Source organism: Ralstonia mannitolilytica, from assembly GCF_000954135.1.
GTDB classification, from domain to species: Bacteria; Pseudomonadota; Gammaproteobacteria; order Burkholderiales; family Burkholderiaceae; genus Ralstonia; species Ralstonia mannitolilytica.
Genome location: NZ_CP010799.1, coordinates 1,571,446 through 1,588,355, shown reverse-complemented (window position 1 = coordinate 1,588,355; position 16,910 = coordinate 1,571,446). Strand labels below are relative to the sequence as shown.

Below are 16,910 nucleotides of genomic sequence, written 5' to 3'. Positions count from 1 at the left end.
CGCAAAGAGCCGTTAGTCTGCCCGGTTCGCGATGAGTTCGCACTTTTCGTGCCGACGATGCACGGCTACAGCGTCGGCAGCACCAGTGATGCCACCGCCTCCACGGTACGCGCCGTCGCACCGCCGTGCGTGGCGGCAAAGGCAAGTGCGGCGCGGGACGCGGCTTCGCGCGCATCGGGGTCGGAGAGCCACGTGTCGATCACGCGCGTGACCGCGGCCGCATCGTCGACCTGGATGCAGGCGCCCGCCGCCACGGCGTCGCGCGTGGCCTGCGCAAAGTTGAACGTATGCGGGCCGATAACCACCGGCGTACCGACGGCGCAGGCTTCGATGAGGTTCTGCCCGCCCAGCGGCAACAGGCTGCCGCCGATGAACGCGGCCTCGGCGGCGGCGTAGTACAGCGCCATCTCGCCCATCGAATCGCCGAGCAGGACATCGGCCTCTGCCAGCGCGAGCTCGCCCGCCACGCCGTCCGCCGAGACCGACAGCGCGCTGCGGCGCACGACCCGCAGGCCGGCACGCTCGGCCAGTTGCGCCACCTCGTCAAAACGCTGCGGATGCCGCGGCACCAGGATCAGCAGCGCATGCCGCCTGCCGACGTGCTGCGCACGGTGCGCCTGCCACGCCTCGAGCAGCAGCGGCTCCTCGCCTTCGCGCGTGCTGGCGGCCACCCAGGCGGTGCGGCCGCCCAACGCGTCGCGCAGCATGCGGCCGGCCATGATCTGGTCGACGTGCGGCGTGATGTCGAACTTGAGGTTGCCCGTCACGCGCACGCGCGGCACGCCGAGCGAACGGTAGCGGTCGGCATCGTCGGGCGTCTGTGCAAGCACGGCGGCCAGTTGCGCGTAGGTTTCGCGCGCGGCATCGCCCAGACGGGCCGTACGCCGGTGGCTGCGCGCGGACAGGCGCCCGTTGACGAGCACCATCGGCACACCGGCAGCGTACGCGCGCTCGATCAGCACCGGCCAGATCTCGGTTTCCATCAGCAACCCCAGGCGCGGCCGGAAATGGCGCAGGAAGCGGTCAACGGCGCTGGGCAGGTCGTATGGCAGATACGCCTGGATGACGCGCCCGTTGCGTTGCGCTGCGAACTCGGCGCCGGTGCGGCGGCCAGTCGGCGTCATGTGCGTGAGCAGCACGGCGTGGTGCGGAAAACGCGCGAGCAGCGCATCGATGAGCGGCTGGGCGGCACGCGTCTCGCCCACCGATACGGCATGCACCCACAGCAGCGGACGATCGGGATTGACGCGCGGTGGATAGAACCCGAGGCGCTCGCCGACGTGCTGGCGGTATCCGGGCTCCTTGCGCCCGCGCCACCACAGGCGCAGCAGCGCGAAGGGCAGCGCAATGCGCCACAGCCAGCGATACAGGACGCGCAGCATCACAGCACACCCAGCGCGCGCAGCGCATCGAGCGCCTGCGCGCTGGTCGGATGGGCGTCGGCGCTGCCGAGGTCGCGCACATTGGGCGTCCAGTAGCCGCCCGTGCGCCACGATGTGGTGAAGTTGTAGAGCGCCACCGTCGGCTTGCACAGCGCGGCGGCGATGTGCACGAGGCCGGTGTCGACGCCTACCACCGCCGTCGCCTGATCGAGAAACGCCGTCACGTCGGGCAGCGACATGCGCGGCGGAATCACCACGCGGCCGACCGTGCCAGGCACCGCCGCAACGATCGCCTCGCGGATGGACTCGCTCGTGCGGCGCTCGGCTTCGCTGCCCCACGGCAGGGCGATCGCGTAATCGCGGGCCAGCAGCTCACGCGCAACCTCGACCCACGCGGCCTCGGGCCACGCCTTGTCGGCGCGCGACGTCGCATGCACGAGGGCCACGTACGGGCGCGGCAGAGCGAACGGCAGCTCCGCCGGCGGCTGCAGACCAAAATCGATCGTATCGGGCAGCGTATAGCCCAGCGCCTCGGCCACCATGCGGCGCGAACGCTCGACCACGTGGATGCGCGGCTCCATCATGATCTTGCGTTGATAGAAGAGCCTCGCCAACGGCTCGTAGCCCGCGCCGTCCGTACGGTTGCCGAGCCCCGCGACGAAGCCATTCGGTGCGAGCTTGGCCTGCGCGGCAATCAGCGCCGTCTTGATCAGCCCCTGCGTATCGAGCACGGCATCGTACGGCCGCGTGCGCAGCGCACGCCGAAACGCCGCCATCTCGTTCCACGTCTTGCCAGCGCCGAGCGACTTGCGCCAGCGCCGCAGCGCAAACGGAATCACCTCGCGCACGCCGCGCACGATGCGCACGATGCCAGCAAAGCCCTCCTCGACCACCCAGTCGATCTCGGCCTCCGGATGCGCGCGCAGGATATCGGCCACCACCGGCGTGCAATGCACCACATCGCCAAGCGACGACACCTTGACGATCAGCACACGCATGCCGCCATCCTTTCCCCCAACCTCATGAGTGCGAACCGCTCGATCAGAACGGCAGTTGCGCGTCCGGCTTCTCGGCCAGGATCGCGCGGCGGAACTGCGCCTGGATGCGCGCCATGGCGGCATCGTTGTCCGCCTCGAAGCGCATCACCACCACGGGCGTGGTGTTGGACGGCCGCGCCAGGCCGAAGCCGTCTTCGTATTCCACGCGCACGCCGTCGATGCGGATGACTTCCTTGGCGCCCTCGAACGTCGCGTTCGCCTTGATCTTGTCCAGCAGGGCGAAGGGCTCGCCCTCGGCGCACTTCAGCTGCAGCTCCGGCGTGCAGTGCGAGTTCGGCAGGGCATTGAGCGTGGCGCTCGGGTCGGCCAGGCGCGAGACGATCTCGAGCAGGCGCGCGCCCGTGTACAGGCCATCGTCAAAACCGTACCAGCGGTCCTTGAAAAAGATGTGGCCGCTCATCTCGCCGGCGAGCGGCGCGCCGGTTTCCTTGAGCTTTGCCTTGACCAGCGAATGACCGGTCTTCCACATCGTCGCGCGGCCGCCGTGCTCGCGGATGAACGGCGCCAGCTTGCCCGTGCATTTCACGTCGAAGATGATCTCGCCGCCCGGGTTGCGCGAGAGCACCTCCTGCGCAAACAGCATCAGCTGGCGGTCGGGGAAGATCACCTGGCCGTCCTTGGTCACCACGCCGAGACGGTCGCCGTCGCCGTCGAACGCAAGGCCGAGCTCGCAGTCGGTCGTCTGCAGCGTGCGCACGAGGTCTTGCAGGTTCTCGACGTGCGCCGGATCCGGATGGTGGTTGGGGAAGTGGCCATCGACCTCGCAGAAGAGCTCCGTCACCTCGCAGCCCATCGCCCGGAACAGCGCCGGCGCGAAGGCCCCCGCCACGCCGTTGCCGCAGTCCACGGCAATCTTCATCGGGCGGCTCACCTTGACGTCGGAGACGATGCGGTCGATGTACTGCTGGCGGATGTCCACCTGCACGTACCCGCCCGCGCCTTCGGTGAAGTCGCCCTGCTCGATGCGCGTGCGCAGCGCCTGGATCTCATCGCCGTAGATGGCCTGGCCGGCGAGCACCATCTTGAAGCCGTTGTAGTCCGGCGGGTTGTGGCTGCCGGTGACCATCACGCCCGACGTGGCGCGACGGCCGGCCAGCTCGATGTTGGTGCCGAAGTAGACCATCGGCGTGGCGACCAGCCCCAGATCGATCACATCGACGCCGCTGGCGCGCAGGCCGTCCGCGAGTGCAGCCAGCAGCTCCGGACCCGACAGGCGGCCATCGCGGCCGATCACCACGGCCGACTCGCCCTTGGCGCGGGCGGCGGAACCAAAGGCCCGGCCGATGAGGCGGGCGGTGTCAGCGTCGACGGTTTTTCCGACGATGCCGCGGATGTCGTAGGCTTTGAAGATGGTTGGGTTGATTTGCATCGGCATATGCCCTGTTTCAATCGTTGTATATCAAGAAAGGCGGAAGGGTCACTGGCCAGCGGAGACAGTATTTACGCACCACAGCGAAGAATGCCCTGTCGGCAGTCGCTGTACAGGCCCCAGATCACCGCCACCAGCAGGCCGAACGCCAAGCCCCCTGCTGCAAACACGAGTCCATGCGGGAACACGTGACGCCGACTGACATACATCGGCCCGAAGAGCCGGGTATTGAACGTCCGCTCAGGGTTCAGTTGCTCTCGGATGTTGATCTCGCGTTGGCGTAACACTTGAAGCTGCTTGTCATTCTCAGCCATCAGGCTGGCCAGCAGCACACTTTCCGGAAAGGTCGCCGCACCCTTAGACTGATCGCGGGTACGCGCCAGAGCTGAAAGCTGTGCCTTCCTCGCCTCTTCCGACGCGATCAGGCGAGTGACTTCAGCCATATTCGCGTTGATCTTATCCATGGAGGGCTTGGCGAGTGCAGCGTGGGCGCTTATCAGCTCATCCAGAAAGGCCTTTGCATACCGCTGTGCATCTGCCTGGGAGAAACCGCGCACGGTCACCTCAATCAGGTCGGCATTCTTCAATTGCGCGGTCTTCAGAGAACGGCGGATCAAATCCGTACTGGCGTTTTCCCCAACCGTAACGGGTAGCCCAAGTTTCTGAAGAACCACATCCTCGAACTGCGGCAATTGCAGGCGCTCCACCGCACGGCCCGGTGTTTCGACGAGCGTCACAGGAGATTGCGGAGTCTCGTTGGCAATCTGGCCAATCTGGACGACCGCACTGGCCTCCCATTGCTGGCTCTTCGTCATTTCGTGTGGAACCCAACAGTCACAATGACTCCTGGTCGTCGAGCCCGGTGGGCATGTGTGCAGGCCGCTGGCCGGCCTGTGCACATGTCCACGAGGCGTGTTTGATCAGGAGGATGAGTCCATGGGCATTGCCGTAGAAGCTCTGTTCACCAGCGCGCTGGGCTTGCAGCCGCCGTGGGTCGTCGATGACGTCAGGCTCGACACGGCCAAGCGGCGTATCGACTTCGAGATCGGCTGCCACACCAGCAGGCTCGCCTGCCCGGCATGCGGTGCGGCCACGCAACCGGTGCACGACCGGCTGCGCCGATCCTGGCGGCACCTGGACTTCTTCCAGTTCGAGGCCTGGCTGCACTGCGACGTGCCGCGCGTGGCCTGCGGTGCCTGCGGCAAGACCACGCAGGTGGCCGTGCCCTGGGCGCGTCCGGGCTCGGGCTTCACCGCGGCGTTCGAAGCGCTGGCGCTGACCTTGTGCCTGGACCTGCCGGTGCGCCAGGCCGCCGAGTTGCTGCGCTGCAAGGACAAGCGGCTGTGGCGGCGCATCGAGTTCTACGTCGCGCAGGCGCGTGCGCTGGAAGACTTCGCCGGCGTGCGCACGGTGGGCATCGACGAGACCAGCCTGCGGCGCGGGCAGCACTACATCACCGTCGTGCACGACCTGGATCGCAAGCGGCTGCTGTTCGCCACCGAGGGGCGCGAGCACCGCACGGTGGTGGAGTTCGCCGAGGATCTGAGGGCCCATGGCGGCGATCCCGCCCAGGTGCGGCACGTGTGCATGGACATGAGCGCGGCCTACGCCAAGGGCGTGGCGCTGGCGTTGCCCGAGGCGCAGATCAGCTACGACCGCTTTCACGTCGTCTCGATGGCCATCGAGGCGATGGACCAGGTGCGCCGCGCGGAGATGGCCACCGACGCGCAGGCGGTGCGAGCCGCGCTGGGCGCTGGCGGCCGCAAGACGCTCAGGCAGCTGCTGTGGGGCATGCGGCGCAACCCCAGCAGCTGGAGCGCCCGCCAGCTCCAGGCGATGCACTGGCTGCAGCGCTCGACGCTCAAGAGCGCGCGGGCGTGGCGGCTGAAGATGGCGCTGCGCGCGGTGTACGCACGGGCCACAGCGCACAACAGCATCGAACAGGCCGCATCCGACCTCAGGGCCTGGCTGAGCTGGGCGCGGCGCTGTCGGCTCGAGCCGTTCAAGAAGCTGGCCGCCACGCTCAAGGAGCGGTTCGACGCGGTGGTGCGCGGCATGGTCGATCACCGCAGCAACGCCTTCGTCGAGGCGATGAACGGACTGCTGCAGCAGGCCAAGCGCGCCGCGCGCGGCTTCAGGACGAGCCAGAACTTCATCGCCATCGCCTACCTGCGCATGTCCAAGCTCAAGCACCTGCCGGCCAGCCCGTTCGCGCCGGCGATGCCCCAGTGACAGTGTTGCTTTCCACACGAAACGACATGGAGCCCCATTGCTTCGGCATAGCCAACGCGATAGCGAAAGCCACCGCTGCGGCAACCACCGCGGTGAAACCCAGTTTCCTTAGATGGCGACGGATGAACAGCAGGACCTGTGCCACCGTCATCATCGCCGCGTCCTCGTCGGCCGCATCATCACGGTATTGATTAGTGTTCATGATGCTTTTTTACCCGATGGTGCCTCTTGACAATCAGCCAACGCGGCGACTGGAACCGAACAATGCGCCAGTAGAGCCAAACATAGAAAAAGATAAAAACAGCAACAAATGCCAGCAAAGCGATCTCGTTATTCCAAAATAGCGTCGCCGGCAGCACGGCCATCAGGCTGAGCAACCAGAGATAGGGCGACGTCATGGAATTCCGCCGCAGCCGGTGCCGTTCGTCCTTGCTGCCTACGGCCCAGCGCATGACCCGCTGATAGATCAGGGTGTGAAGATGCACCCCGTCCGGATATCCAGCCGGTACACCCTTCAAGATACGCCTGCGATAGATCGAGAACAGCGTCTCGAAGATCGGATAGATCACCATCAGTACGGGATACCAAGCTGAAACGCTGCCATTGCGCAGCACCAACAGAATGCTGCACTCCGCCAGCACGAAGCCGATCATGTAAGCACCGCCGTCTCCCAGGAAGATGTGCCCCGCGGGAAAATTCCAGATGAAGAACCCTAGGATCGCGCCGATCATCGCGAACGCGATGGTTAAGATCAACGTGTCGCCCACATGGAACGCAACATAAGCAAGCGAGACGAACATCATCATCGCCACCATGGAGGCCAACCCATTGAAGCCATCGATGATGTTGATGGAATTGGCGAGCCCCGCCACCGCAACGGTCGTGATCACGATGGAGACGATGGGAAAGGCCAACGCCAGATCGATCAGGTGGAAGTCGATTCGGACGATCCTTGCGTTTAGAAAGTAGACCGCTGCCAAAGCAGCGGCCATGGTCGCGAGCAACCGCTCACGCGGACTAACGCGCTTGGTCATGTCTTCGATGAAGCCTGCAACGAAAGCAGGCAGGACGCAGACCACCAGCAACAGAAACGGATATCCCACCTGCTTCGGGTCTCGTATCCATGCAGCGACGGCAGCAGCAGTCAGCGCTAGCACAATGCCAAGCCCGCCGATGCGCGGCACAGGCTTCGCATGAAACTTCTGCACACCGTCCAGATCCCAGTCCGCCGTGATATGGGCGTGCAGACTCGAATACCGGATCACCATCAACGTCACGGCAAACGACACAAGAAACGCTATCGACAATGTAAGCATAGAGTTGCGCCCAGTTTTCTAACGTCCGGCAAGCGGGCGCATCGCATTCACACGTGCCAGTGTTTCTTTGTTCAAAAGCCGTCGCTCCGTATCGACAAACCAGCCAAAACGGTTGAAATACAGAAGGGCCGAACGAATGTGCTCGCGCAGGAGCCGCGGCGAACGGTACGACCCTTTACCATGCTCATGCACCACCTCGGCCTGCGGCAAGAACATTACTGCGCCCAGCTTCGCGGCCCGCCGGCAGATGTCAACGTCTTCGAGGTACATGAAATACCGAGGATCAAACCCTCGTAAAGCTATGAAAGCCTCTGATCGAAACGCCAAGAAGGCTCCGGACAGGTTATGAACCTGAAGCTCGCGATCATAGCGGAACGCATGTAGTTCATATCGCGCATCGGCCGCCGCGTAGAGCTGTCGGGGTGCAAATCGCCGCGCGAACAGGTTCCAAGGCGTCGGTAAAAGCTTGCATGAACGATACAGCTGGCCGTCAGGCGACACAATGCGAGGCCCCACCAGCACGACGTCCGAACGCTGACACAACGTATCAACCAACGCCCGCACGCGGCTCTTCGTCATTTCGTGTGGAACCCAACAGTCACAATGACTCCTGGTCGTCGAGCCCGGTGGGCATGTGTGCAGGCCGCTGGCCGGCCTGTGCACATGTCCACGAGGCGTGTTTGATCAGGAGGATGAGTCCATGGGCATTGCCGTAGAAGCTCTGTTCACCAGCGCGCTGGGCTTGCAGCCGCCGTGGGTCGTCGATGACGTCAGGCTCGACACGGCCAAGCGGCGTATCGACTTCGAGATCGGCTGCCACACCAGCAGGCTCGCCTGCCCGGCATGCGGTGCGGCCACGCAACCGGTGCACGACCGGCTGCGCCGATCCTGGCGGCACCTGGACTTCTTCCAGTTCGAGGCCTGGCTGCACTGCGACGTGCCGCGCGTGGCCTGCGGTGCCTGCGGCAAGACCACGCAGGTGGCCGTGCCCTGGGCGCGTCCGGGCTCGGGCTTCACCGCGGCGTTCGAAGCGCTGGCGCTGACCTTGTGCCTGGACCTGCCGGTGCGCCAGGCCGCCGAGTTGCTGCGCTGCAAGGACAAGCGGCTGTGGCGGCGCATCGAGTTCTACGTCGCGCAGGCGCGTGCGCTGGAAGACTTCGCCGGCGTGCGCACGGTGGGCATCGACGAGACCAGCCTGCGGCGCGGGCAGCACTACATCACCGTCGTGCACGACCTGGATCGCAAGCGGCTGCTGTTCGCCACCGAGGGGCGCGAGCACCGCACGGTGGTGGAGTTCGCCGAGGATCTGAGGGCCCATGGCGGCGATCCCGCCCAGGTGCGGCACGTGTGCATGGACATGAGCGCGGCCTACGCCAAGGGCGTGGCGCTGGCGTTGCCCGAGGCGCAGATCAGCTACGACCGCTTTCACGTCGTCTCGATGGCCATCGAGGCGATGGACCAGGTGCGCCGCGCGGAGATGGCCACCGACGCGCAGGCGGTGCGAGCCGCGCTGGGCGCTGGCGGCCGCAAGACGCTCAGGCAGCTGCTGTGGGGCATGCGGCGCAACCCCAGCAGCTGGAGCGCCCGCCAGCTCCAGGCGATGCACTGGCTGCAGCGCTCGACGCTCAAGAGCGCGCGGGCGTGGCGGCTGAAGATGGCGCTGCGCGCGGTGTACGCACGGGCCACAGCGCACAACAGCATCGAACAGGCCGCATCCGACCTCAGGGCCTGGCTGAGCTGGGCGCGGCGCTGTCGGCTCGAGCCGTTCAAGAAGCTGGCCGCCACGCTCAAGGAGCGGTTCGACGCGGTGGTGCGCGGCATGGTCGATCACCGCAGCAACGCCTTCGTCGAGGCGATGAACGGACTGCTGCAGCAGGCCAAGCGCGCCGCGCGCGGCTTCAGGACGAGCCAGAACTTCATCGCCATCGCCTACCTGCGCATGTCCAAGCTCAAGCACCTGCCGGCCAGCCCGTTCGCGCCGGCGATGCCCCAGTGACAGTGTTGCTTTCCACACGAAACGACATGGAGCCCCGCACGCAGCCTGGTTTGACGACGATATCGGGGTTCACCACCAGATGGATGGCAGACCCGACCTGCTCCAATCGATCTAGGACGACGTTATGTCCGCGGCCGAACCCGACATTGCCAGGCGCATCGAGAATTTCGACGTGTTTGCCCGCCAAGCTGGCGTAGCCGCCTTTTTTTTCAGAGTTGTCCACCAACAAGACATGAACGCGCAAATCCGCCTGCAACGATTTGACACACTGGTGGATCTGGTCTACTGAATTGTTGTATAGAACGATCGACGCCGTGATATTGTTCACGATCTGCCAACGGTCAATCGGAAAATTATTGGCCATTTAAAATATCACGCCAGAACCTCAACAATCGGGAACACCCCATAACCAGCACCTCATTATATAAAAACTAGCATTACGTCAATCATTCAAATCGCCATTTTTCCAATAGCTTCTCAATGCGGAAACAATCCGCTCCGCTGCGGTGCCATCGCCATAGGGATTGTGGGCAAATGCCATACGCTCATACTCGACTCTATTGTCGAGCAGCAACCCGACCGCATCATTGATTCGGTCGACATCATTGCCAACGAGTTTCACTGTACCAGCCTCCACAGCTTCAGGCCGCTCAGTTGTTTCACGCATTAGCAGCACTGGCTTACCCAAAGACGGAGCTTCCTCCTGAATACCGCCAGAGTCCGTCAGAATCAGGAAGGATCTCAACATTAAAAATACAAATGGCAAATATTCTAACGGCTCAATCAAATGAACGTTGGGCAACCCTCGAAGAACTCTATTTACGGGCTCTCGCACATTCGGATTAAGGTGCACTGGATACACAAAGTCCACCTCCGCATAGCGCTGAGCGAGCTTAGCGATTGCCACGCAAATTTGTTCAAATCCTCTACCAAAATTCTCTCTTCTATGTCCTGTAACAAGAACAATGCGCCGATCAAATCGGATACTCGGAAATCTGGCCAGCAAATCATCAGATAGATACCTATCACACTCGATTCGATCCCTTATCTCCAGAAGGGCATCAATAACAGTATTTCCAGTAACAACGATTCTCTCTGGCGCAATATTCTCATTAACGAGATTTTTGCGGGCCATCTCTGTAGGAGCAAAGTGCAAATTTGCTAGCACTCCGGTCAATCGGCGGTTCCCTTCTTCGGGCCAAGGAGACATCAGATTCCCTGTTCGCAAGCCAGCCTCTACATGACCCACCGGCACTCTCGCATAGTACGATGCTAATGTCGCAGCGAACGTCGTGGACGTATCCCCATGCACCAACAGAAAATCGGGTTTTACATCATTCAATATCACGCGCAGCTCGGTCAAAATGCCCGTCGTAATTGAAAACAAATCCTGCTGCGGCCGCATAATATCAAGATCAAAATCCGGCTTGATCGAAAATAAATCCAAAACTTGATCAAGCATCTCACGATGCTGCGCTGTCACACAGACCATCGAATCGATTTCTGAGTATGCCCGTAGCGCGTGCACAACCGGTGCCATTTTTATTGCCTCAGGGCGAGTGCCAAACACGGTCAGTACTTTCATGAATAATCCCAAACTTGGGCAGTCCCTTAGATCGCATCAGTTAACAGATAGTGGCTGCCGCATAACCTCGAAACAGCATCCCGGCCATAACCCACATGCCCAAAACAACAAACAAACAAACATCCGGTAATCTGCGTCCCGCCCTATCCATTCCTATATCTGGAATCCATCAGCAGAACACTTTTATAATTTCCTGTACAAACGCGGCCAAAGATCGGAGGCAACACCAGACTTCAACCGCACACCATCCCAAGCAGCAATCATTATTGCAAAAATCTTTCTAAATTTATCGTGCTCATATAATATTATACATACCATCTCATGGAGCATTCTACCTAGATTGCGAAGAAAAAATGCAGGATAGATTTTAAAATATCGAATGGAGAGAATTATCCCATTACGGAATATATAATATCGACGAATCGGTGCATGATTGCTGGGACGCAGGGTGATTCCGAGAAATCTTCGCTCGGAACGCTGGCCTATTGCATGTTGCAGAACGGCACGCGTCTCCATGAAAACTGGGACACCGTGCTGCGCCGCACGCAATGCATACTCGGTATCAACGTGATCGATAAAAAATGATTCATCAAATCCTCCGAGAATCCTTCGTGCTTTACGCGATATAACGCTTCCCGAAGAAATTACGGCAAAGACCCGATGTCGCCCAGGGCGAAGGCACTCAAATCGCTCCGTGCGATAGGACCATTTTGTCAAAATGGGCAGCGTTAAATGCTTTCCTAGATTCACATCGAACACTGCGGGACCTAGGATGAAAGGCTGATCGCCCAATTCCTTGGCCGACTCTTCTAACTGTTCAATGCAATCTAATGTTATACGAGAATCTTGGTCGAGCAATATGACGAGATCGGGGTCACTTTGTAGACCTTCTAGCGCTCTATTAAACGCGCCTGCAATCCCGCCGTGATTTTTATTCACGCATACAGTGATGCCGCGACCACTCCAGTCCGGTACTTTGCAAGGTACGGGGCTGTTATCCACGACCACAAGTTCGTCAAAGTATTGCGAAATGCGTTCTATATTTGCAACGTCATCAACGCTTGGGTTATACAAAACAACCACACCGCCCTTAGTCAAACCTGGCCGTATCATAGAAAGATGGGCTGAATAAAATAATAATTAACAAATGAAAGCGCGATGACCGCAAAAAACATCGCCCTCCCGATTAATATATTTCTGCAAGCAACGATCAATGCCGGGAGCAATGGAATTGCAACAACGTCCAATAATTCACTAATACGAAACGCAAAAACGGGGACACTTGATAATGCGAAATAGGAAACGATTGACAAGGTCCAAATCTTAAAAATCGGCTCAAATATAAAATATTCTTTACACAACCTCTCATATCGGGCGGCCAGTGTAAACCATATAACCACCTTTAGAATCACCTCAACATTAAACAGATGTATTTCGGCGTGCTCGCCTGCGGCCAACAGCTCCAGATAATTCTCCACCTTCGGTACGTAGCTCGCAAAGAAATTAATTAGCGCGCCGTTCATATTGAGCGCAGCGAACAGAAGGCCGCTAGCCACAAGGGGGATCACCGATGAAAGCTTTCTATTCGCAGCCCCGCAGATCGGATATAGCACTATATATATTATTGCTGACTGATGAAATGCAGTTGCTATCAGAACACATATAAGATAGCGCGCCCACCTTCTTTGATGGAGAAATGGTAGGCTGCACAAAAAAATACCTGTAGCAATGCCCGCTCTCACTTGAATCATCTCATGCAACAAAAAATACTTCGAGATATAGACTAAGATGGAGAGCGCGATAAATTGGCTGCTGCGGCAAATCCCAATAATCTTTAGAAATACACCTATTGACGCAACAATCCAAAGATACGAGGCTGCATCTAGGTCAAGCCGCTTCGCCAGCCACGAAAGAAGCATAAAGGCGGGCTCGAAGGGCCCACTCATGAGACCATCGGCAAAGGTATATTTCGTATATTCCTGTAGATAAATCTCAGTATCCGCGGTCGCAAGTCCAAGCCGGAGCGCCGCCGCAGGGATCAACACCCCACAGAGCAATAGGACATTAAGAATGGAAGAAGGCGTAAGCCACCCTCTCCTTACATGCGAACTAGATATCACTTGTGACCTTATCAATCGCGCTGCATTACTCCAATGCCATCCTTTTCCGTTCGATTAATATCTCGGTTAGCGCTGTCACGCCGACCTGATATTGACTCATGAGACGATCAAGACAAACGAAGTTCTTCTTCTGCATAGCAAGAATATCTGCACGGCCAGGAGGTTCGCTAATCTCACTTAACAGTACGAATGAAGCACCCAAGCGTGAAAAATCGCCAATATTCATATTCAATACCACGGGGATTATTCCATACGCCATATATTCTATTGCCTTGGTCGGACACGCCACGCTATTGATGATATTATCGTCACGCAGCAAGAAACCGAACTCGGCCCTCTCGTAATATTTCCCAACCTGATTATGCGGGCAGGATAAAAACTCGGCCTCAATTCCCTCATAACGCGCTGCCTTCAGGCGCAAAATATCGGGATTTGGCGTCAGAAATACATACTTATAGTTTTTATTTTTACTGGCAAATTCGAGCATCAAATCGATATTTTGCCAAACCTGCGTACCACCCGCATAAATTATTGTTGGCGGGTATTTACTTGGTGAAATCTGCTTTTCCATATTTCCCATCATCTGCATATCGAAGATGGGCAAAATTAGAGATCGCGCGCTGCCCGGGTATTTTTTGGCCAGATGGTCCGCCATACGTTGTGTCACGCAGACCAGCGCTGTACTCCTGTATGCGGCCACACGTTCTCCCACAGATCTGATGAGAGCCCTCATGGGTTTCCCCTCAGCGCGGGTCTCCTCCGGCACCACTCCGTGGACGTCTGTCACAACCTCTTTGCCCAAAAGGTAGGCAGGCAAGGCAAAGAGAACGTTGAACACCGAATGAACATACACCCGCTCGGCAGCAAGGATTAATTTCAGGATAAACAGCCAATGCAAAAAGAAGTTCACTCGGTGGACGGCTACAATGCCTCGCTGCTCTGAAACCCGCCTGCAATGTCGACGATAGGAAACGACAACATACTGTCGCGGAACGTTCTCTATGAGACCGTCGATTGCAGCGACGCGCTGCACCATGCCATCGCGCTCATTCTCCGGAGAGGGGTAGGGTCCAAAAAATAGAATCATAGTCAAACGGTAAATATTCTCGCGAATTTCGTCCATGAAGTCTCAATTAGTGCGAATGGAGCTCACGCACAATTGACCTGACCGAGAAAATCAAGAGCATCGTTAGTATTAATTCGCCCCCAAGCATTCCCATGACTACGCCCATCTCCGCCTTCACAGGCGTCAAAACGAACATAATTAGAAGAGTACCAAGCGCTGCGAGGAGAAATGCGTGGGCGTATGCACGCCCTCGCCCCATTGCGCTCAGTATCTGGACTCCCAGCACATTATTTATTACGCCGAGAACGATCCATGGGCACAAATATCTAATTATTGAAGTATAGCGAGGATCCGTCCAATGCAAAAAATCCAACATCCGTGGGGTCGCTATGTACAATAGCGCCGTACCGATAACTGCAGGCAAGAGTAACCACGTCGCGGTTTTCCTCACTGAGCGAAAGCCCTCTTGCGGAGATTCCGCAAAATTTGCCGCATTTACTGGGTAAACACTCTGACTAATGGGAGCCATGCAGCCTACTGCCGCTCTTATAATTTTCTCGGCGGCCGCATAAACACCGACCAGGGACGCGGGGAAGAATAGGCCCAGCACGATTACGCTGCTGTTTGCTAACACCCCTGCCCCCGCTGAGGTAAGAAAAAATGGCGCACCGACGCGCAGTTCGCGTACCATAGTTCGAAAATCTACGGCGGCAAGTTCAAACAGACCTTTACCGCGAAGATTAAAAGTGAAAACAATCGCCACTACCAAGGGTGGAATCGAGTACGCGCAGACTGCAAACAATACATCACTCGGGCCGCGTACAAAGATGAAAATGGCTACTGCGCCAGCCCATTTTGAGAGCCCCGTTGCAATCGCCACAACTTTCATATTGTTAATACCCTGGTAATACCACAATGGCGTAAGCGCATTTCCAATTGCGCCACCCATCATCAGTAAACCGGCGATGAACGATTCGCCTCCTCCGGACCAAAGATAAAGCACAGGCAACGCGAGGGTGCTTACAGCAAAAACAAGCAAGAATTTGCAAGCATGAATCGTTGAAACGTACTCTCTAAGAGTGGCGACAGGCGAAGATGCATAAATAGCGATGTGCCGCGTAGCCGACGTTGAAAAGCCATAGTCAGCGAGGAGCTGGATGTATACGGCCAGCGCCTGCGCAAAGGCGATCACACCAAAACCTTCAGGCTTTAGTCGTGATACAAGCACGGGCAATGTGATAAGCGGAACAACATAATTACTGCCTTGAGCGAGAAGCAGAAAAACTATGTTCTTCAGCAATGAGCTGTGGCGACTGACTGACGTCAAGATATACGTCGAGGAGAATTTACAATTCGAAAATCTCTGCGTTCTGTAGTCCTCGAGCACTCGCATCTTTGCTTGATAACAGCGGTTGCCCGATACTTGGCCAAGCAATGCCAATGTCCGGATCATTCCAAACAATGCTGCGCTCGTGCTCCGCGTACCAATAGTCCGTTGTCTTGTACAAGAATTCCGCGTAATCGGAAGTCACAACAAAGCCGTGTGCGAAGCCCTCGGGCACCCACAGCTGACGCTTATTCTCAGCCGATAACGTCACTCCAACCCACTTACCAAAGGTCGGAGAGCTCTTGCGCAAATCCACGGCAACATCAAAAACCTCACCCACAACCACGCGCACGAGCTTGCCCTGCGGATGTTGGATCTGATAGTGCAAGCCACGCAGCACGTTGCGCGCTGAGCGCGAGTGGTTGTCCTGGACAAACGTCCGCTTGACGCCGGTAGCCTGCTCGAAGCTACGCGCATTGAAGCTCTCGAAGAAAAAGCCGCGATCGTCACCAAAGACCTTGGGCTCTAGGATCAAAACCTCTGGAATGGCGGTAGGAACAACGTTCAGATTCATTTGACGGTTTCCGAAATGATGTGCTGCAGATACTTCCCGTAGCCGTTCTTGCTCAGCGGCTTTGCCAGGGCGGCTACCTGCTCGGCGCTAATCCAGCGATTGCGATATGCAATCTCCTCCGGACAAGCCACCATCAAGCCCTGTCGGTTCTGCAATGTCGCAATGAACATCGCAGCTTCCAGCAACGAATCGTGCGTGCCTGTGTCAAGCCAAGCGTAACCGCGCCCCATGATTTCAACGTCGAGCTGGCCTTTCGCGAGGTAGTGCTTATTGACGTCGGTAATCTCGAGTTCGCCGCGAGCTGACGGTTTGATGTCAGCGGCGATGTCGCAGACCTGGTTGTCATAGAAGTAGAGCCCGGTAACGGCGTAGTGCGAACGCGGCTTCGCCGGCTTCTCCTCCAGGGAAAGCGCCCGGAAGTTCTCGTCGAACTCGACGACACCGTACCGCTCCGGATCATGGACGTGATACGCAAAAACGGTCGCCCCCGTCTCCTGAGCAGCCGAACGCGTGAGCTGAGCCACGAGGTCATGACCGTGGAAGATGTTGTCCCCCAGGATCAGCGTCGAAGGATCATTCCCGACGAAGTCGCGCCCAATGATGAACGCCTGGGCCAGCCCATCCGGCGACGGCTGTATGGCGTACTGCAGGTTGATGCCCCACTTGCTGCCATCCCCCAGCATTTCGGTAAAACGCGGCGTGTCTTCCGGCGTCGAAATGATCAGAATGTCGCGAATCCCTGCCAGCATCAGCGTGGACAGCGGGTAATAGATCATCGGCTTGTCGTACACCGGCAGCAGCTGTTTCGAGACTGAGCGGGTGATCGGGTAAAGCCGCGTGCCGGAGCCGCCGGCCAGAATGATGCCTTTACGCATTGCAGTGCTT

General features: G+C 58.5%; 16 protein-coding genes and 1 pseudogene. 2 read left to right on the top strand and 15 right to left on the bottom strand.

Features of this window, described 5'->3' with window-relative positions; genetic code table 11:
* Window positions 1–65 precede the first annotated feature (65 nt).
* The 4 genes from waaA to TK49_RS07520 form a co-directional block, all read right to left on the bottom strand.
* Window positions 66–1,382 (bottom strand): lipid IV(A) 3-deoxy-D-manno-octulosonic acid transferase, encoded by a 1,317-nt coding sequence (gene waaA / locus TK49_RS07535; RefSeq protein WP_045786158.1) that lies wholly within the window; start codon window positions 1,380–1,382, stop codon window positions 66–68.
* Window positions 1,382–2,380: a lipopolysaccharide heptosyltransferase I gene (gene waaC, locus TK49_RS07530; protein ID WP_045786157.1), complete on the bottom strand. Its 999-nt coding sequence runs from the start codon at window positions 2,378–2,380 to the stop codon at window positions 1,382–1,384. The genes waaA and waaC overlap by 1 nt, the downstream gene beginning before the upstream one ends.
* 43 nt (window positions 2,381–2,423) lie before the next feature.
* Window positions 2,424–3,809 carry a phosphomannomutase/phosphoglucomutase gene (locus tag TK49_RS07525; protein ID WP_045787799.1) on the bottom strand — a complete coding sequence of 462 codons (1,386 nt, stop codon included), beginning with the start codon at window positions 3,807–3,809 and terminating at the stop codon, window positions 2,424–2,426.
* 71 nt (window positions 3,810–3,880) lie between these two features.
* A complete protein-coding gene (locus TK49_RS07520) occupies window positions 3,881–4,624 on the bottom strand; it encodes a GumC domain-containing protein (protein WP_240479950.1) in 744 nt (247 codons plus the stop codon).
* Window positions 4,625–4,745: 121 nt separating this feature from the next.
* Here TK49_RS07520 and TK49_RS07515 point away from each other — a divergent pair, with 121 nt between their 5' ends.
* Complete coding sequence (locus tag TK49_RS07515) at window positions 4,746–6,041, top strand: ISL3 family transposase (protein ID WP_045785571.1); 1,296 nt, start codon at window positions 4,746–4,748, stop codon at window positions 6,039–6,041.
* Here the strand turns inward: TK49_RS07515 and TK49_RS24545 are convergent.
* From TK49_RS24545 to TK49_RS07505, 3 genes and pseudogenes are all read right to left on the bottom strand, one after another.
* A complete protein-coding gene (locus TK49_RS24545) occupies window positions 5,995–6,243 on the bottom strand; it encodes a hypothetical protein (protein ID WP_157773994.1) in 249 nt (82 codons plus the stop codon). The genes TK49_RS07515 and TK49_RS24545 overlap by 47 nt on opposite strands.
* Window positions 6,233–7,357 carry an MraY family glycosyltransferase gene (locus TK49_RS07510; RefSeq protein WP_045786156.1) on the bottom strand — a complete coding sequence of 375 codons (1,125 nt, stop codon included), beginning with the start codon at window positions 7,355–7,357 and terminating at the stop codon, window positions 6,233–6,235. The genes TK49_RS24545 and TK49_RS07510 overlap by 11 nt, the downstream gene beginning before the upstream one ends.
* A gap of 18 nt (window positions 7,358–7,375) precedes the next feature.
* Window positions 7,376–7,921 (bottom strand): annotated as a pseudogene (locus tag TK49_RS07505) (glycosyltransferase); the annotation flags it as partial.
* Between the two features lie 136 nt (window positions 7,922–8,057).
* Between TK49_RS07505 and TK49_RS07500 the strand changes: the two are divergent.
* Window positions 8,058–9,353 (top strand): ISL3 family transposase, encoded by a 1,296-nt coding sequence (locus tag TK49_RS07500; protein WP_045785571.1) that lies wholly within the window; start codon window positions 8,058–8,060, stop codon window positions 9,351–9,353.
* Here the strand turns inward: TK49_RS07500 and TK49_RS24080 are convergent.
* The 8 genes from TK49_RS24080 to rfbA form a co-directional block, all read right to left on the bottom strand.
* The gene (locus tag TK49_RS24080; RefSeq protein WP_240479946.1) at window positions 9,307–9,717 is read right to left on the bottom strand and encodes a glycosyltransferase family protein; all 411 of its coding nucleotides are present in this window, start codon (window positions 9,715–9,717) and stop codon (window positions 9,307–9,309) included. The genes TK49_RS07500 and TK49_RS24080 overlap by 47 nt on opposite strands.
* 78 nt (window positions 9,718–9,795) lie before the next feature.
* The gene (gene wecB, locus TK49_RS24075) at window positions 9,796–10,938 is read right to left on the bottom strand and encodes a non-hydrolyzing UDP-N-acetylglucosamine 2-epimerase (RefSeq protein ID WP_082076297.1); all 1,143 of its coding nucleotides are present in this window, start codon (window positions 10,936–10,938) and stop codon (window positions 9,796–9,798) included.
* A gap of 183 nt (window positions 10,939–11,121) precedes the next feature.
* A complete protein-coding gene (locus tag TK49_RS24070) occupies window positions 11,122–12,036 on the bottom strand; it encodes a glycosyltransferase family 2 protein (RefSeq protein ID WP_157773993.1) in 915 nt (304 codons plus the stop codon).
* An 11-nt stretch (window positions 12,037–12,047) separates the two neighbouring features.
* A complete protein-coding gene (locus tag TK49_RS07490; protein WP_276203701.1) occupies window positions 12,048–13,058 on the bottom strand; it encodes an EpsG family protein in 1,011 nt (336 codons plus the stop codon).
* A gap of 25 nt (window positions 13,059–13,083) precedes the next feature.
* Entirely contained in the window at window positions 13,084–14,181 is a 1,098-nt protein-coding gene (locus TK49_RS07485; protein WP_045786153.1) for a glycosyltransferase family protein, read from the bottom strand.
* Window positions 14,182–14,191: 10 nt separating this feature from the next.
* A complete protein-coding gene (locus tag TK49_RS24065) occupies window positions 14,192–15,451 on the bottom strand; it encodes an oligosaccharide flippase family protein (protein WP_157773991.1) in 1,260 nt (419 codons plus the stop codon).
* Between the two features lie 19 nt (window positions 15,452–15,470).
* The gene (gene rfbC / locus TK49_RS07475) at window positions 15,471–16,025 is read right to left on the bottom strand and encodes a dTDP-4-dehydrorhamnose 3,5-epimerase (RefSeq protein ID WP_045786151.1); all 555 of its coding nucleotides are present in this window, start codon (window positions 16,023–16,025) and stop codon (window positions 15,471–15,473) included.
* Window positions 16,022–16,900, bottom strand: coding sequence for a glucose-1-phosphate thymidylyltransferase RfbA (rfbA, locus tag TK49_RS07470; RefSeq protein ID WP_045786150.1), 879 nt, complete (start codon window positions 16,898–16,900; stop codon window positions 16,022–16,024). Before rfbA ends, rfbC begins: the two co-directional genes overlap by 4 nt.
* Window positions 16,901–16,910 lie beyond the last annotated feature (10 nt).

Bases quoted from the DNA above. Each gene is read 5' to 3' on its own strand.
- waaA (WP_045786158.1), bottom strand. From the start codon at position 1,382: ATGCTGCGCGTCCTGTATCGCTGGCTGTGGCGCATTGCGCTGCCCTTC.
- waaC (WP_045786157.1), bottom strand. From the start codon at position 2,380: ATGCGTGTGCTGATCGTCAAGGTGTCGTCGCTTGGCGATGTGGTGCAT.
- TK49_RS07525 (WP_045787799.1), bottom strand. From the start codon at position 3,809: ATGCAAATCAACCCAACCATCTTCAAAGCCTACGACATCCGCGGCATC.
- TK49_RS07520 (WP_240479950.1), bottom strand. From the start codon at position 4,624: ATGACGAAGAGCCAGCAATGGGAGGCCAGTGCGGTCGTCCAGATTGGC.
- TK49_RS07515 (WP_045785571.1), top strand. From the start codon at position 4,746: ATGGGCATTGCCGTAGAAGCTCTGTTCACCAGCGCGCTGGGCTTGCAG.
- TK49_RS24545 (WP_157773994.1), bottom strand. From the start codon at position 6,243: ATGAACACTAATCAATACCGTGATGATGCGGCCGACGAGGACGCGGCG.
- TK49_RS07510 (WP_045786156.1), bottom strand. From the start codon at position 7,357: ATGCTTACATTGTCGATAGCGTTTCTTGTGTCGTTTGCCGTGACGTTG.
- TK49_RS07500 (WP_045785571.1), top strand. From the start codon at position 8,058: ATGGGCATTGCCGTAGAAGCTCTGTTCACCAGCGCGCTGGGCTTGCAG.
- TK49_RS24080 (WP_240479946.1), bottom strand. From the start codon at position 9,717: ATGGCCAATAATTTTCCGATTGACCGTTGGCAGATCGTGAACAATATC.
- wecB (WP_082076297.1), bottom strand. From the start codon at position 10,938: ATGAAAGTACTGACCGTGTTTGGCACTCGCCCTGAGGCAATAAAAATG.
- TK49_RS07485 (WP_045786153.1), bottom strand. From the start codon at position 14,181: ATGGACGAAATTCGCGAGAATATTTACCGTTTGACTATGATTCTATTT.
- rfbC (WP_045786151.1), bottom strand. From the start codon at position 16,025: ATGAATCTGAACGTTGTTCCTACCGCCATTCCAGAGGTTTTGATCCTA.
- rfbA (WP_045786150.1), bottom strand. From the start codon at position 16,900: ATGCGTAAAGGCATCATTCTGGCCGGCGGCTCCGGCACGCGGCTTTAC.